Annotated in this window: 13 protein-coding genes; 5 read left to right on the forward strand and 8 right to left on the reverse strand. The window is 45.2% G+C overall.

The genetic code is table 11. The features are described from left to right. Positions 1-101: 101 nt before the first annotated feature. Both glnE and AACR09_RS22535 read right to left on the reverse strand, forming a co-directional pair. Positions 102-2,951 carry a bifunctional [glutamate--ammonia ligase]-adenylyl-L-tyrosine phosphorylase/[glutamate--ammonia-ligase] adenylyltransferase gene (gene glnE, locus AACR09_RS22530; RefSeq protein ID WP_193835727.1) on the reverse strand — a complete coding sequence of 950 codons (2,850 nt, stop codon included), beginning with the start codon at positions 2,949-2,951 and terminating at the stop codon, positions 102-104. A gap of 253 nt (positions 2,952-3,204) precedes the next feature. After that, positions 3,205-4,461, reverse strand: coding sequence for a methyl-accepting chemotaxis protein (locus AACR09_RS22535; protein ID WP_017084751.1), 1,257 nt, complete (start codon positions 4,459-4,461; stop codon positions 3,205-3,207). Between the two features lie 97 nt (positions 4,462-4,558). Between AACR09_RS22535 and AACR09_RS22540 the strand changes: the two genes are divergently transcribed. Next, the gene (locus tag AACR09_RS22540; RefSeq protein ID WP_004735958.1) at positions 4,559-5,308 is read left to right on the forward strand and encodes a potassium channel family protein; all 750 of its coding nucleotides are present in this window, start codon (positions 4,559-4,561) and stop codon (positions 5,306-5,308) included. A gap of 51 nt (positions 5,309-5,359) precedes the next feature. On the opposite strand, the gene AACR09_RS22545 is transcribed toward AACR09_RS22540, so the two are convergent. Beyond that, positions 5,360-6,877 (reverse strand): CYTH and CHAD domain-containing protein, encoded by a 1,518-nt coding sequence (locus AACR09_RS22545; protein ID WP_193835728.1) that lies wholly within the window; start codon positions 6,875-6,877, stop codon positions 5,360-5,362. 207 nt (positions 6,878-7,084) lie between these two features. Between AACR09_RS22545 and AACR09_RS22550 the strand changes: the two genes are divergently transcribed. The 3 genes from AACR09_RS22550 (at position 7,085) to AACR09_RS22560 (ending at position 9,973) form a co-directional block, all read left to right on the forward strand. Next, a complete protein-coding gene (locus tag AACR09_RS22550; protein ID WP_029223333.1) occupies positions 7,085-7,765 on the forward strand; it encodes a TIGR00153 family protein in 681 nt (226 codons plus the stop codon). Between the two features lie 128 nt (positions 7,766-7,893). Further along, on the forward strand, positions 7,894-9,156 hold the full coding sequence (locus AACR09_RS22555; RefSeq protein WP_017084749.1) for an inorganic phosphate transporter: 1,263 nt from the start codon (positions 7,894-7,896) through the stop codon (positions 9,154-9,156). 205 nt (positions 9,157-9,361) lie between these two features. Then, complete coding sequence (locus AACR09_RS22560; protein WP_102462715.1) at positions 9,362-9,973, forward strand: TIGR04211 family SH3 domain-containing protein; 612 nt, start codon at positions 9,362-9,364, stop codon at positions 9,971-9,973. A 129-nt stretch (positions 9,974-10,102) separates the two neighbouring features. On the opposite strand, the gene AACR09_RS22565 is transcribed toward AACR09_RS22560, so the two are convergent. Both AACR09_RS22565 and AACR09_RS22570 read right to left on the reverse strand, forming a co-directional pair. After that, positions 10,103-11,086: a general secretion pathway protein GspB gene (locus AACR09_RS22565; protein ID WP_193835729.1), complete on the reverse strand. Its 984-nt coding sequence runs from the start codon at positions 11,084-11,086 to the stop codon at positions 10,103-10,105. Beyond that, the gene (locus tag AACR09_RS22570; RefSeq protein ID WP_193835730.1) at positions 11,086-12,756 is read right to left on the reverse strand and encodes an ExeA family protein; all 1,671 of its coding nucleotides are present in this window, start codon (positions 12,754-12,756) and stop codon (positions 11,086-11,088) included. Before AACR09_RS22570 ends, AACR09_RS22565 begins: the two co-directional genes overlap by 1 nt. 36 nt (positions 12,757-12,792) lie before the next feature. Between AACR09_RS22570 and AACR09_RS22575 the strand changes: the two genes are divergently transcribed. Further along, positions 12,793-14,109: a multifunctional CCA addition/repair protein gene (locus AACR09_RS22575; protein WP_193835731.1), complete on the forward strand. Its 1,317-nt coding sequence runs from the start codon at positions 12,793-12,795 to the stop codon at positions 14,107-14,109. Positions 14,110-14,208: 99 nt separating this feature from the next. On the opposite strand, the gene AACR09_RS22580 is transcribed toward AACR09_RS22575, so the two are convergent. Genes AACR09_RS22580 through folB form a run of 3 tightly spaced genes read right to left on the reverse strand, consistent with a single transcriptional unit; the run spans position 14,209 to position 15,866 of the window. Beyond that, entirely contained in the window at positions 14,209-15,012 is an 804-nt protein-coding gene (locus AACR09_RS22580) for an undecaprenyl-diphosphate phosphatase (protein ID WP_004735967.1), read from the reverse strand. Positions 15,013-15,027: 15 nt separating this feature from the next. After that, positions 15,028-15,510, reverse strand: a complete 483-nt coding sequence (gene folK / locus AACR09_RS22585) for a 2-amino-4-hydroxy-6-hydroxymethyldihydropteridine diphosphokinase (RefSeq protein WP_102495657.1) — start codon at positions 15,508-15,510, stop codon at positions 15,028-15,030. Beyond that, on the reverse strand, positions 15,507-15,866 hold the full coding sequence (gene folB / locus AACR09_RS22590; protein ID WP_004735969.1) for a dihydroneopterin aldolase: 360 nt from the start codon (positions 15,864-15,866) through the stop codon (positions 15,507-15,509). The genes folK and folB overlap by 4 nt, the downstream gene beginning before the upstream one ends. Positions 15,867-15,876: the final 10 nt, after the last annotated feature.

The raw sequence follows: 15,876 nt of genomic DNA on the forward strand, positions 1-15,876 counted from the left end.
TCTGGCTAGAGTCTAGCACACTGATTACAGAGGCTAAACCATAGAAAAATTAGCAAACGCTTACCGAAATAAGGGCTGTGTCATACAAGCCATAACTAGGGTTAAGCTTCCATCCACTGCTTCCATGCTTGAACAACATGTTCTCTTTCCATCTCAAACTTCTCAATCGCCACATCCGCATCAAGGTTGAGTAGATTACGGTGATGGATTTCATCTCTTAACGTCGTATAGACGTTGGTTAATGCCATGCCTTGCTGCTCGTCCATAATCCCCTGTGACAACAGGCTTTCAAAGATTCGTACATTGTCACACCAACGGGTGAGTTTAGGTTTTTCGTTGCTGTATCTCAGCACTAAGTATTGCGCCAAGAACTCAATATCAGTAATACCGCCCGCATCTTGTTTCAGCATGAATCGATCGGCTTTTTTACCACCTAAATGACCGCGCATTTTTTCACGCATATCCACAACGGACTTTTTAAGTGTTGCCTCATCACGAGCCAAGCACAGAACCTCATGGCGAGTTTTGTTGAATGCCGAAGCTAATAAGTCATCGCCGTAAATCATGCGAGCGCGAGTTAGAGCTTGGTGCTCCCAAGTCCACGCGTCATTGTGCTGATACTCGTCAAACGCATCTGTAGGGCTAACCAACAGACCAGAGGCACCTGAAGGGCGCAGACGAGTATCGACCTCATACAAAATACCAGAAGCGGTTCTTGTCGAGAAAATATGAATAATTCGCTGTGCCAACCTTAAATAGAATTGGCGTCCATCAATCTCTTTCTTACCATCAGTATAGATGTGTACCGGGCAGTCGTGCATGAAGACAATATCAAGGTCTGAGTTATACCCCAGCTCCCACCCGCCTACTTTGCCATAACCAACCACCGCGAAGCCTCGACCTTCACGATCTTTTACATGAGTTGGTTCACCAAACTTGGCCGATACTTGTAACCAAGCTTGGTTAATACCCGCCTCAACAATCGCTTCGGCTAAATAGGTCAGGTGATCACTGACCTTCATGACTGGTAGAGCTCCTGCAATATCCGCAGCTGCAATCCTCAAGATACAAGTCTGCTTAAACTGACGCAGACCTTCCATTTGTTGCTCCATATCATCTTCAGGAATACGAGCAAGATAATCACGCAACTCTGTTTTGTACGACTCTAAAGGTACGGGATTATAAAGTTGCTGAGGGTCAATAAGTTCATCTAATAGAATTGGGTAACGGCCAAGCTGCTCCGAAATCATCGGGCTCGCAGTACATAAACGAACTAACTGAGTTAACGCGGCTGGGTGTTCATCCAATAGCTCAAGGTAAGTGGTACGCGTGACTATTTTATGGAGAAGGTGCAACACTCGAGATAAACCAAACTCTGCATCCTTGGCGGTGTACAACGCTTGGAACACTTTAGGCATCAAGCGATTTAAAACCTCCCGTCCACGCGGGCCAAGGGTTTTCTTCGCTAAATCCGCTTTAAATTGGATAATGGTTTTCGCCGCTTCCAGCGGGTTAGCAATCGCGATGTCATGCTCAAGAACCTGCTCAATCACGTCTTGTTTATGGGCCATATCCCACAGTTCACTAAAGTGACTCGCGATTGGATTGGCGTCCTCTTCATCGACACCAATCAGATCTTCGAAAACAGTATGTACATTCGCCATATGAACACGAGTTGCCGTAATCAAACTATCCCAATCAGCAAATTGCATTGCGACAGCGAGCTGCAGTTGCTCGAACTCACCATCTGGTAAGGTTTGAGTTTGCTTGTCAGACATCGCTTGCAATAGGTTTTCAAGGCGACGTAAAAACAGGTAGGCCTCACGTAAATGACCGACTTCTTTGGTCTCTAATAAATTGAGAGACTCAATAGCACTTAACGTTTCTAGTAACCCTCGACCACGCAGGCTAGGCTCGCGCCCGCCACGAATCAATTGAAAAACTTGCGCAATAAATTCAACTTCACGAATACCACCAGAACCAAGCTTGATGTTATTGGAGAGGCCACGACGGCGAACTTCACTGCTGATCATCGACTTCATTCGACGTAGAGATTGGATCGCACTGAAATCGATATAACGACGAAACACAAATGGGCGCAACATCTGGCGAAGCTCTTGATATTCAGGGTACATTTCACTACCCATCACTCGCGCCTTAACCATCGCGTAGCGTTCCCAATCTCGGCCTTGTTCTTGATAATAATCTTCTAGCGCAGCATAGCTCATCACAAGTGGACCACTCTCACCAAACGGGCGTAGGCGCATGTCGACTCGATAACAGAATCCATCGAAGGTTTGCTGATCAAGCGCCTTGATAATACGTTGCCCTAGACGGGTAAAGAACTGCGCATTGGCAATGCTGCGTCTTGCGCCTTGGGTTTCGCCATTTTCAGGGTAGGTAAAGATCAGATCGATATCAGAAGAGAAATTGAGCTCACCGCCCCCTAGCTTACCCATACCAATGATGAGCATCGGTTGTGCTTCACCTTGCTCATTACAAGGTGTACCCCACTCTTTACAACAAATATCGTACTGCCATTGATAGGTCTCGAAGATCATCGCCTCAGCCAACATCGATAGATGATTTAGGCTCTGCTCTAGCTCCCACGAACCCATAAAATCACGCCAAGCAATGTAGGTCATTTCTCGATTACGGAATTGACGCAGTACGCGCTGACCGCTCATTTCATCAATGCAACCAGAAAGTAATTCAGCCAATCGTTCTCGGTATGCTTCAGCACGTTTCTCACATGCCAACATATCGGGTAAGTCAGCACATAAAGCCGTATCACGCTGCAGGCAATCACCAATAAAACAGCTTAAACCGAGTACACGTTTAAGATCTTCAGTCAGCGGCTCAGACCAAGTATTGATGGCTTCACTTTGATGCTCTAATAATTGCTCAAAAGCGGACTGGGAGTGAGTGATGAGTTGAGAAGGCAATGGCATGTTTCTTCCTTGTGTAAGCTGCGCGCCGAACAATTGGTTCTGTTCTTTAGTAAATAGTTTTAACAGGCAAGTTTAACAACGAGCTTTGAGAACCCGTTTTAATATCTAAGGATAAGTTATACCAAAGTTACACCAATAAAAAACGCCCACATTAGCAATGTGGGCGTTTTATCGGTTAACTTATCGAATCGGGCCTTTCCTAGCTATCGAATACTAGAAGTACTTCTGAAGAGTAAAGACCAAGACCCCATGATTAAACCTTAAATTGTTTAATCTTACCGTCCAGTTCTTGCGCGTTGGTTTCCATGAGCTGAGAAGTCTCTAACAGTTCACCAACGACCACTACAGAAGCTTCGACAAGCTCACGAACATTCGTTAGGTTGACACTCATCTCTTCAGCAACACTGCTCTGTTGACCTGCTGCGGTCGCGATTTGGAAGTTCATATCATTGATTTGATTGACTTGACTTACGATGCCATCAAGCTCACTTCCCGCGTTAGTCACCAGATCAACACCTTCTGCCGCTTCAACAACACTTTTCTCCATCAGCTCTACCGCAGAGTTAGCGCTGCTTTGTAGGTGGCTGATCATGTCTTGAATCTCTACCGTCGCTTGCTGAGTGCGCTGCGCAAGGTTACGAACCTCATCGGCAACAACCGCAAAACCACGTCCCGCTTCACCTGCACGCGCGGCTTCAATCGCTGCGTTCAGTGCCAGTAGGTTAGTTTGCTCTGAAATGCCTTGGATAGTGCCCACAACGCTGCCAATCGAATCAACGCGTTCTTCTACTTGGTTTACCGCTGCTGCAGATGCTGCGATATCTGAAGATAGCTCACTCATCTTAGAAACTGAGCCTTGAACGAACTTCTGACCGGTCAATGCTTGGCCTGATGCCTGTTCAGTCAATGAAGACGCACTTTGTGCATGCTCAGCGACAGTTTGTACGGTCGAAGTCATTTCGCTCATAGCTGTCGCTAGCTGATCGATCTCGTTGAACTCTTCTTGAGCAGAATCTTTGGTCTCTGACATGCTAATGGTCATCACTTCTGTCAGAGCAAATAACTCGTCTGAAGAAGCCACTTGAGTTTTGATCATGTCGTTCAGTTGGACGCGAGTTTTTTCAAGTTCGCGTGCCACATCGCCGTATTCATCTTTACAGTCCATTTCAATCGGCACAGATAGATTCTTATCGGCCATGGTTTTAATGGCGTCATTAAGGTACTGAGTTTGGCGAAGCATAACGCGCGCCGCCGCTAATAGAAGAACCACAAACACAATGATCATCAAGGCTGTTTGCCAAGCCACTTGAACTAGGTAAGTCTCATAATGCTGCTGCGCAACTTGCGCATTATTGGTTACAGCAAGCAATGAATCGTAAAACGTACTTGCGTCCCATAACTGCTTCGAAATGATCAAGATAGTGCTGAATATCATCAGCATGACCATTTTTGGAACGAGACGAACGTCAGAGATTATCCTTTCCCACGGCTTGAATGACAGTTTAGTCATTGTCAGTTCTCCATTAATTCTTATATATTGATGGCTTCTATATCCGCGAGGTGGCTATGTCAGTCAAAGTTCGCGATTTATTTTGAGCCTCGTATGAATGTTGAATAATACCAAAGACGCCACCAAGCCGATGAGCTTATTGTCACTGATTCTCTCTTTCTTAGCGTTATTTGTGATCTCAGGCTTATTGTTCGTTCCGATTGATAAAGAATCAAAACAAGTTCTTATCGGCCTCGATTTTATAATCTGTAGTGTTTTTCTTTTTCAGCTCACGATTGATCTATTGAGATCACAAAATAAGAAAGAATATCTAAAAGTACACTGGATCGATTTCTTAGCAAGCATCCCAATGATCGAACCACTTCGTTTCGCTCGTATTTTTCAGATCCTGCGTGTCATTCTTGTGCTCCGCTCGGGTAAACGTGTTTTCAGAGAGCTGTTTCGTAATCGCAAAGAAACCACGCTCGCCTCGATTATTCTGCTGTTGGTTATTCTCCTAACCATAGGAGCTGGAACAATACTTCTGTTAGAACACAAAGATCCCAATGCCAACATTACCACTGGCCAAGATGCTTTGTGGTGGGCTTTCGTTACCATCAGTACCGTAGGGTACGGCGATCATTACCCCGTGACGAACTCAGGGAAATTAGTCGCCTCTCTGGTGATCATTTGTGGTGTGGGTGTTTTCGGTATGATTTCAGGCTTGATTACTTCTCTGATCACCTCCCCAACTCACCATGAGAATCAACGAGCAGAAAACAAAGAGAAGCATCTTGAAAAGATCATAGAGCAACAACAGAAAATACTAGAGCGACTAGAAAAGCTCGAGCAACAAACAAAAAAATAGGGCCGAAGCCCTATTTTCAAATTCATACTTATACTGATGCCGGTATTGAGTTTAGTCTTGCCAGTATGGCTCAACCTCAACACTGATTTGGCGCGTCTGTTCCATCGCATGCAGAATAGACACTTCTTGACGAGCCAACCAACGCTCTAGCTGAACCTTCTCATCGCCTTCCAACTTCTCAGTCAAAGGCTCTAACGTTTTAAGTGCCAGCAAGTCATCAATACCTTGCACCATATCGGCCCATGGCAAGCGGAAGCTGTTTCGTTCATCGTCATCATACAAACTCGCGAAACCAACGCCAGAATACAGATTACGCATCAAACGGTATTGCTGATCAATATACGCTTGGCTGGTCATCACTCGCTCTGGCGGGAAAGCTTCCATCAAATCGGCCCATGTGCGATCGAGTTGCTGCACGGAAAACCATTCGATACCACGAGCCATTTGCTCACGTGCTTTTTCATCTAAGAAAGGTTGCCAGCCACGAGACAAGATCCAACGGCTAAGATCTAATAATAACCCAGTGTATCGAGCAGAACTCAATAAGGTCAGCAGCTCTTCACGATCTGGCAGTTGCTCTTGCATCTCTTTAAGCTCAGCGACCAAGAACTTACGTGCATCTAGCTTACGCAGCACGTGGCCTTTATCTTCGAGCAAATCTTCGAAGTGGTCATAACTTTTTAGCCAATCAAGTTCTTGCTCAAGCCACTTAAGTTCTTGGCGTAAAATAGCACTCGCGCGTCTTGGAACAATGTCACCATAGATAGTGAAGGTTTGACGAATAAAACTTAGCGAATGGCTTATCTCATGTAACGCTTCAATCGATTGACGCTCAGTAAAAATCTGCTCGTGAGAGTGCCAATGAGCGAGAGCATGCTCTAAAGATTGAATGAAACACGATTCAACAGTATCACTTTTATCAGTATCAACTAAGGTCAAAGGAGTGACTTCATCTCCTTGATAACCTTGAGCAAGACGGTAACCCTTAGCGGCTTTGCTGAGATTCCCTAAACGCATGCCACCTTGTTCGCAGAATTGACGAGACAATGTAAATAGAGCATCCGTTTGACCCGATTTAAGTTCCAATTCGACTTCGCAAATCGGTTCTTGCAGATCGCCGGACTCAACAAAGCCTTGGTCGAACGCAACCTCAACCTGGCTGCCATCTGGCATACCAATCAACCACTGCTCACGAGTGAAATTGGTAGAGAACAGAGGAGTCAGCTCAGCTTGCAACGTTTCGATGTCTTTCCCCGCTGGCCAGATATCCTCTGGATGCAGGGCTAGCTTAGGTTCGTTGCTGTCGTGTTCTGCATTGTATTCAGGCCTTTGATGCAGACCAGCAACCACACGACCAGCGGTCTTTACTGTTTGTACAAATACGTCATCAAAACGTCGAATACGCAAGCCAATATCGTGCTTACGTAGCCAGTTGTCAGGGGTGTCAAAGTAGATGTTACCTAGCTCGCGACAACTGTGCTGAAGTACTTTAGTTTCAGCAATTTTATTGCGTAAAGTCTCTGAAAAATCAGGAGAAACAAAAAACTTCAGTTCTATCTCGGTTTCCATAGTTATACCTTTCTGTGAAGATAGGGACAGGATATTGCCAATTTGAAAACTCAGCAAGTCAGAAATATCGCCCTTATGATGATCTAAAACAGTTTTAATGAGACATTGATTAGGTTAACATGCGCGACTTTGTAGCCATCGCTTAACATTTCACCATGAATATGGTGTATGTTGTTTTAAGGTTATTATTTATTAGGTTGGATGACCATGCCAGTAAATACAATTATGGGGTTATTTGCAAAGTCCCCAATTAAACCTTTGCAGCGTCACGTAGTATGCGTGAACGAATGTTGTTCTCACCTAGTTAATTTCTTTGAAGTTTCTTCAAAAGGTGACTGGGAGAAAGCATCAGAAATTCGAGCTCAGATTTCTCACCTTGAGAAAGAAGCTGACGTACTAAAACGTGAAATTCGCCTTAAACTTCCTCGTGGTTTGTTTATGCCAGTTGATCGCACCGATATGTTGGAGCTTTTAACTCAACAAGACAAACTAGCAAACCTAGCGAAAGACATTGCTGGCCGTGTATATGGTCGTCAACTTGTCATTCCAGCTCCAATGCAACAGAACTTCATCGCTTACGTTAAACGTTGTCTAGATGCAGCGAACCAAGCACAAAACGTAATCAATGAATTAGACGAATTGCTTGAAACGGGCTTTAAAGGCCGTGAAGTAACACTCGTTGCTGAAATGATTCATCAATTAGATGTAATTGAAGATGACACGGACGCGATGCAGATCGAACTACGCCAACAACTTATGGCGATAGAGAAAGATCTGAATCCAGTTGACATCATGTTCTTGTACAAGATTCTTGAATGGGTTGGTGGTATTGCAGATCAAGCACAGCGTGTTGGCGCTCGTCTTGAAGTAATGCTTTCTCGATCTTAAATCATACGTTAACCATATAACGAAGAGCACTTTTTAACCAAACCACTTATGCGCTGAGTATTTCTCTCGCTGAGCGGTTTTTTGCGTCTAAATTTGTTCCGCTTGTTATCAAACAACTAGGTATTACGATGGATATCCTTGCTAACTACGGCACTGTCCTGATTATTGTTGCAGCAGCTTTCGGTTTCTTGATGGCTATTGGTATTGGTGCAAATGACGTTGCGAATGCAATGGGCACTTCAGTAGGCTCTAAAGCTTTAACCGTTAAACAAGCGATCATTATCGCAATGATCTTTGAATTCGCAGGTGCTTATCTTGCGGGCGGCGAAGTAACAGACACGATCCGTAAAGGTGTTATCGAAACGTCTCTATTCGCTCATCAACCTGACGTACTTGTGTACGGCATGATGTCTGCACTACTAGCTGCTGGTACATGGTTGCTTCTAGCATCATACATGGGCTGGCCAGTATCAACGACTCACTCAATCATCGGTGCAATCATCGGTTTTGCTTGTGTGTCTGTAGGTACAGAAGCCGTAGACTGGAACAGCGTTCAAGGTATTGTGGGTAGTTGGATTGTCACACCGTTGATTTCCGGCATCTTCGCCTATCTCATTTTTGTAAGTGCCCAACGACTGATATTCGATACAGAAAATCCGCTGTTTAACGCTAAGCGTTTTGTGCCTGTGTACATGTTCATTACGACAATGGTCATTGCACTTGTAACGATCAAGAAAGGTCTTAAGCACGTTGGTCTTCACCTAAGCGGCACTGAAGCATGGTTATGGGCAGCTGGTGTTTCTGCTCTAGTCATGATTGGCGGTTACTTATACATTCAAAAGAAATTTGCTAACCGTGAAGAAGACCATGGCTTTGCTGGCGTTGAAGGTATCTTCAGCGTACTTATGGTTATCACAGCTTGTGCAATGGCATTCGCACACGGTTCAAACGACGTAGCTAACGCGATTGGTCCACTGTCTGCTGTTGTTTCAACGGTTGAGCACATGGGTGAAATCTCAGGTAAGAGCACTATCGCATGGTGGATTCTTCCACTAGGTGGTATTGGTATTGTTGTTGGTCTTGCTACCATGGGTCATAAAGTAATGGCAACCGTGGGTACTGGTATTACAGAACTAACACCTAGCCGTGGTTTCGCAGCTCAGCTTGCAACTGCGTGTACTGTTGTTCTTGCTTCTGGTACTGGTCTTCCAATCTCAACCACACAAACATTGGTTGGTGCGGTATTGGGTGTAGGCTTTGCTCGTGGTATCGCAGCGCTGAACCTAGGCGTTGTGCGTAACATCGTTGCTTCTTGGATTGTAACGCTACCTGCTGGTGCACTACTTGCAGTTGTGTTCTTCTACGCAATTCAGGCTATGTTTACAATGTAATAGCCTTGACGTTAGTAAATATTAGCGTCAGAAAACGGTGAGCTTCGGTAACGATATGTAAATACCATGTCATTATTGACTCAAACGCACAGAAAGGGAGGCTTTGCCTCCCTTCTTTGTTGCACCGCATAAAGAAACTAAATATTATTTGCTCATTGAGGCTGACTCATACGCCTACCCAATTTGAATCGTTAAGGGATTTACTGTGAAAAAACTGATTAGCTTAGTTTTGCTCGCAATGCTTGCGGCTCCAGCTGCCTTTGCACAAGACCGTTATATTGCTGACAAACTATTTACTTATATGCATTCTGGCCCAAACAACACATTCCGTATCATCGGTAGTGTTGATGCTGGTGAAAAGATTACTTACCTGCAAACTAACAAGAGCACGGGTTACACCCAGGTTCAAGACAACCGCGGCCGTAAAGGTTGGGTTGAAAGTAAGTTTGTAAGCACTCAAGAAAGCATGGCTCTGCGTATGCCTAAGCTAGAGAAAGAGCTAACTGAAGTTAAAGGCAAGCTAGCGAATGCTCGTCAAAGTGCTGACAGCGAAAAAGCTGGCCTAGCGAGCTCTCTAGACTCTCGTAACAAGCAAATTGCTGAACTTGAGCAAAACTACAGCGAGATTAGCCAACAGCTAACGAGCTCTCAAACAGAGAACCGTGAGCTACGCGCTAAGCTAGACACACAAAAAGATGATCTACTACTGAAGTACTTCATGTACGGTGGTGGTGTTGCTGGTATTGGTCTACTTCTTGGCCTTGTCCTGCCACACATTATACCTCGTCGCAGAAAGTCACCAAACGGCTGGTCGTAAGCTGATCACTTTACCTGTTTGGCTTATCTTGCGCTAAACAGAGTAAATTCAGTATCGAATATCAAAAAGGAGCACCTCGGTGCTCCTTTTTATTTGTCTGTTCTCTAAGTCTTTGGGACTATCTAGCTTTTAGCCTTTCCACTCGTACAGAGCGGGGATTTCTATTTTCTGTTGATTGAACTCGATAATCACTGATTGCGGCTTAATTTCGAGTAACTGGATGTCTCTTCCAATCCAATCCCCTTGCGCCACTTCTTGACCATTCACTTTGACCCAGCGCTTAGTTTCGCTGCTCGAGTACATGTGAGTTTGCAGGTCTAACTTAGGTAATACCCCAGATAAACTATTGCTGTGAGACTCTAACTCTATGACCTGAGACCCTACCTGTCCTGCTGGACGCGAGTCCATTGGCTCAGGTGCGCTTTGTTGCTCACCCATCATTGATTCAAGCTTTAAGGCCAAATCGGGGGGTAACTCACTGAGGTCTAGCCCTTGCAGTAAATCACTGTCCGATTGCAGAGCCGTATTCTCATTGCTTACACCTGGCTGAACCTCTTGCTGAGCTAGTGATAACTCTGACTCTTCTGATGTTCGCACACTACTCTCTGAACTAGCCACAGGCACAATAGCTCCACCAGCGACATTCGTACTTTCAGAGCCAATCTGCGCATACACCTCTTGGCGTGGCAGTGCTTTCAAAGGTTGGCTTGCCGGCGCTGGGCGAACGGCAAATAATACTTCACCTTCTGCATCCATTGACACAGCCTCCACATTGGCTATATCAGCATCAGCGATTTGAGGCTCAAGGTCTGATTGAGGTTTTGATTCAGGCAGAGCGACATAGGCAGCTTGGCTAGCCGAGTTTTGTTGTTGGTTATACGATTGATAAGCCAGAACACCACCCACCAACAAAGAAGGCACCAAGATAAGCAGTAGCCCCATGGCTAACGATGAGCCTCGTTTATTGCTAATCCCTTTAACAGAACTTGGCACATGATGGTTTTGGTAGCCTTTGAAGCTGGGGCTATTAAAAGATGATTGTTTAAGAGACGCTTGGTTAAGAGGCGGCAGCTTAGCAGACGACTGATTAAGCTCATGCATAATGCGTGACATTAACTTGCGCCTCCATCAAGTGACATCAACTTAGGCGAGTCGAGTTGAGCCAATCTTTGTAGTCTTGCCAGCGTGCGTTTTCCTGCAATGCCATCGACAGACATCCCTTGCCACATTTGAAACGCTTCAATTTTCATTTTTAACTCATAGTCAAATACATCACTGCCCGATACGTCTTCACCCAATACTTCAGACAATAGCAGATCAAGTAGTGCAATCGCCTCGCCTTGGTAACCCTCTTTGAGCGTCTCTCTGAGTGGCTGTTTCCAAATCGCGACATAATCACCTTGCCAGATTTTCTTTAAGGTACGCTTAGGCATCACCAAGAGTTTTTCGTTAACGAGGAGCTCGACAGACTCCTCAGACGCACCATAAAGCACAGCAAACACTGGCTCTTGATCGATAGCCAGATTAAGGACCACGGGTACGCCAAGCTCTAACAATGTATCCAAATTTGACTGTTGTTGCTCGCACACAAAGACACTTTGCGGCTCACTTAAGCACAAGCCATCACGCAGTGAAGACTGATACCCCCAGAGCGTATACAAATCTTTGATAGCGAGAGAACGATTGGTTCCCTTCATCAAGTGTTGTTGAATATCTTGTGGCAAAGCAAACTTGGAAGGTTTTGGCTCAGCAACCAACTGAGGTTCATTCGCCACCAAAGAGCGCTGAGTCTGTGCAGACACTTCTGTTTTCATTTCACTTGAAGTCTCAGCCGACTGCCATGCATTGATATAGCTTGGAGCAAAATTAAAGGTCGCCATTGCGAGGCCGACACTTAATGTAGCAATCCCAGCGTATTGGAATAACTTGGGGACTACGTGAGAAGATCGAGGCTTTTCGACATGATACACATCGGCCTGAAACGACATAACTTGCTGACACGCTCGGTTAACCGTTTCATTGTTCGGTAATGGCTCACCATCATGAAAAGCCAATTGCAGGGCTTTATCACACACTAAGTTAATGAGCCTTGGAATACCATGAGTATATTGGGCGATTAGCTTGATTGAACGATTCGAAAACAGCATCTGCTCGCCACCCGCCGTTTCCAAACGAAACGCGATGTACTTGCCAGTTTCTTCAGTATTAAGAGGCAGTAAGTGATAGCGACCTGTAATGCGCTGAGCTAGTTGACGTAATTGAGTGGTTTGTAAGTGCTGTTGTAATTCCGGTTGGCCGACCAACAGTACTTTTAACAGCTTGCGACTGTCGGTTTCTAAGTTGGTCAGAAGGCGTAACTGCTCCAGCACATCAGCTGCAAGATGTTGGGCTTCATCGATCACCAATAAGGTTTGAATGCCTTCAGCATGACTATCGAGCAGGAAGTAATGAATGGCCTGACTCAGCTGTTTCAACGATGCTTGTTCAGGGTACTCGACCTCAAACTCATCACAGATAGCTTCCAGTAAATCCGTATTGGAAAACGTAGGGTTAAGTATAAGGCCAGCTTGAGTCTGATTATCGAGTGATGACAACATCGCTTTGGCGACCGTTGTTTTTCCTGTACCGACCTCACCAGTAAGCATCGCAAAGCCCCCACCTTCGCCTAAACCGGCTTGTAGGTTCTGCATCGCTTCTTGATGGCGCTGACTTAAAAACAAGTAGCGAGAATTTGGTACAATCGAAAATGGCATCTCAACGAAGCCAAAATATTCCTTATACATGTGCTGCCCTATAATTACGATTAATGGAAAGTACCATTGCTTGCAGTAAAGTCCAGCAGTGATAAAACATTTCGAGGTGATAAGTTGCAAATATACGATAGCCTACCAAAAGACAATGGGCTACAACGCTACCTAGTCGGTGGAGCGGTGCGCGATAAGCTGCTCAACATTGATAGCTATGATAGAGATTGGGTCGTGGTAGGGAGTACTCCTCAAGAGATGGAAAACCTTGGCTTTACTGCTGTGGGCAAAGACTTCCCCGTATTCTTACATCCAAAGACGAAAGAAGAGCACGCACTGGCTCGCACCGAAAGAAAGTCCGGTTCGGGTTACACAGGTTTCGAATGTTACTTTGCACCAGATGTGAGTTTGGAAGAAGATCTCATGCGTCGAGATTTGACCATCAACGCCATTGCTCAAGACGATAAAGGCCAGCTTTACGATCCTTACCATGGCCGGAAAGATCTCTCTGATCGTGTTCTAAGACACGTCTCGGATGCTTTTGTTGAAGATCCTCTGCGTGTGCTGCGTGTGGCTCGCTTTGCTGCGAAGCTTCACCACCTTAACTTCAAGGTTGCACCAGAAACCATGGTGATGATGAGTGAGATAGTTCAATCCGGTGAACTGGCACATCTCACTGCCGAACGAGTTTGGCAAGAGTGGCATAAATCCCTTAGCACTCCGCATCCTGAAGTGTTCCTTTCGATACTGAAAGAGTGTGGTGCATTGGCTGTTGTATTGCCTGAAATTGACGCTCTGTTTGGTGTGCCTCAACCTGAAAAGTGGCACCCTGAAATCGACACGGGCATTCACACTCTGATGGTTGCTCAGCAAGCTGCGCGATTAAGCTCATCGTTACCCGTGCGTTTTGCCGCTCAAGTACATGATTTAGGCAAAGGCGTCACACCAGAAAGCGAGTGGCCAAGCCACAAAATGCATTGTCATACTGGCTTGAAGATCATTAAGAAGCTTTGTGAAAGAGTACGAGTACCGAATGAGTTTAGAGACTTGGCACTGTTAGTTTGCGAGCAACATTCTAATATCCACCGCGCAGGCGAGCTCAAGCCAACCACCTTTCTCAAGGTTCTGAACAAATTTGATGTTTGGCGTAAACCAGACAGGCTCAACGACATACTGCTTTGCTGCCAAGCCGATCACGCTGGCCGAAAAGGATTAGAAGATCAGCCTTACCCTCAGAAAGCGCGTTTTGAAGTGGCTTACCAAGCAGCGCTTCAAGTCGAAGTTAAAGCAATTATTGCCGATGGTTTTCAAGGCAAAGATATTCGAGAAGAACAAGAGAAGCGCAGAGCTGCCGCGATTGAGAGCGCGTTATCAGAACTCTCTAATAGTTAATCTTCACAATGCTGATTACCACGCATTAAAAAACCCGCAACTAGACAAATGTTTCGTTTCAACCTGTAAGACGAAACATTTGTCTACGTAAGTCGAGTGCTACTGCATCATCAAGAAAGCAAATAGACCAAAACCTAGAATCAGGCGGTAGATAACGAACGGTGTCATACCCATACGTGAAATAAGCTTCAAGAAGAAGTGAATACAGATATAAGCACTAATGAAAGACACCACGATACCCGTTAGTAAGGTGCCAACATGAATAGGGTCACCACTGGTCACTAACTTCAGGCCTAAATATCCACCCGCCAGAGTGATGATAGGGATAGACATCAAGAAAGAGAATCGAGCCGCAGCTTCACGTGTGAAACCAAGGTAAAGCGCTGCAGTAATCGTCGCGCCAGAACGAGACGTACCTGGAATAATCGCCATTGCTTGAGCAAGACCAATAAACAGTGCCTTTTTCCAACCCGCTTGGTATTCGTCATCACGCAGGCTTGAGTTCTTATCCACCCACCATAGCAATAAACCAAAAATAATAGTTGTCGTCGCAATCACCCACGCACTGCGCAAATAAAGCTCAACAATATCTTTCATCAACAAACCAAAGATACACGCGGGAATCGTCGCGAGAATGATCATCCACGCGAGCTTCGCTTCTTTACTGCGATCGCCTTTAAACACGGAACCAAAGAATGCGCTCAACAGAGAGACCACTTCTTTGCGGAAATAGATAACTACTGCGGCCAAAGTACCAACGTGGACCGCAACATCAAAAGCCAAGCCTTGATCTTCCCAACCTAAAACAGCCGAAGGAAGGATTAAGTGTGCAGAACTGGAAATAGGTAAAAACTCAGTAAAGCCTTGCACCAACGCCAACATAAACGCTTCAAAATAACTCATTACTTACCTTAAAAATTATAGTGTTATATCTACGACAGAGAGCGAATCTAATTGCTGCATCTTCTGCCATATTTCACTGACGGTTCTTCCATCTTGCGGGATTACTCTCGTAGGACAGAGATCATAAAGTGGTTGTGTGACAAAAGGATATTTATAGATATCACTGCGTGGTAATTCTGGTTCGCTTTCAGAAACCACGTCTCCAAACAGCACAATATCAAGATCGAGCTTTCGATCTTGAAGTTTATGAGCATCTTGAGAGCGACCCCATTTAAACTCAATTTTACGAAGTTGCTGTGAAAATTCAGTCAATGAGAGTGATGTGTCGAGCTCTATCACAAAGTTATAAAACGAATGGCTTTCAAACCCTACAGGCTCACAATGATAGATCTTAGAGCATTTAAGGTTAGTCCCTAACGATTGAAGCTCTGTCCATGCCACCCTTGCATGCTTGTCGCGGTCTATGTTCGTGCCAACACCAACATAGGCTATTGTCATGCTTGACCTCGTTCGATGATCACACCGACGGCTTTTGCTTGTGGCACTGCGCCAGGCTTCGCTAAACGGATTTTAATCCAAGGCACTGAGAACTGAGTCATGATTAGTTCAGCGACTTCTTCTGCCACACGCTCAACCAATAGGAATCGGCCATTCGCAATGTGGTCAAGTACGGCAGTGCTGACTGTCGAGTAATCCAAAGCATCGACAACATCATCACTCTTACCTGCAGGGCGGTTGTCATGAGCCATTTCAATATCAAGCACAAGTTTTTGTTTAATCTCTTGTTCCCAATCGTAAACACCGATCGTTGTAATTACTTCTAGCTGTTCAATGAAAACTTTATCCAGTGCCATGACTTGTCCT

The sequence above is a fragment of the Vibrio sp. OPT20 genome (assembly GCF_963889365.1).
In the GTDB taxonomy this organism is placed as follows: Bacteria; Pseudomonadota; Gammaproteobacteria; order Enterobacterales; family Vibrionaceae; genus Vibrio; species Vibrio splendidus.

What these genes read in the sequence shown, in the direction of transcription:
- AACR09_RS22565 (WP_193835729.1), bottom strand. Translation starts at nt 11,086, where the DNA reads ATGTCACGCATTATGCATGAGCTTAATCAGTCGTCTGCTAAGCTGCCG.
- AACR09_RS22540 (WP_004735958.1), top strand. Translation starts at nt 4,559, where the DNA reads ATGTTGAATAATACCAAAGACGCCACCAAGCCGATGAGCTTATTGTCA.
- folK (WP_102495657.1), bottom strand. Translation starts at nt 15,510, where the DNA reads ATGACAATAGCCTATGTTGGTGTTGGCACGAACATAGACCGCGACAAG.
- AACR09_RS22580 (WP_004735967.1), bottom strand. Translation starts at nt 15,012, where the DNA reads ATGAGTTATTTTGAAGCGTTTATGTTGGCGTTGGTGCAAGGCTTTACT.
- AACR09_RS22555 (WP_017084749.1), top strand. Translation starts at nt 7,894, where the DNA reads ATGGATATCCTTGCTAACTACGGCACTGTCCTGATTATTGTTGCAGCA.
- AACR09_RS22545 (WP_193835728.1), bottom strand. Translation starts at nt 6,877, where the DNA reads ATGGAAACCGAGATAGAACTGAAGTTTTTTGTTTCTCCTGATTTTTCA.
- AACR09_RS22570 (WP_193835730.1), bottom strand. Translation starts at nt 12,756, where the DNA reads ATGTATAAGGAATATTTTGGCTTCGTTGAGATGCCATTTTCGATTGTA.
- AACR09_RS22535 (WP_017084751.1), bottom strand. Translation starts at nt 4,461, where the DNA reads ATGACTAAACTGTCATTCAAGCCGTGGGAAAGGATAATCTCTGACGTT.
- folB (WP_004735969.1), bottom strand. Translation starts at nt 15,866, where the DNA reads ATGGCACTGGATAAAGTTTTCATTGAACAGCTAGAAGTAATTACAACG.
- AACR09_RS22550 (WP_029223333.1), top strand. Translation starts at nt 7,085, where the DNA reads ATGCCAGTAAATACAATTATGGGGTTATTTGCAAAGTCCCCAATTAAA.
- glnE (WP_193835727.1), bottom strand. Translation starts at nt 2,951, where the DNA reads ATGCCATTGCCTTCTCAACTCATCACTCACTCCCAGTCCGCTTTTGAG.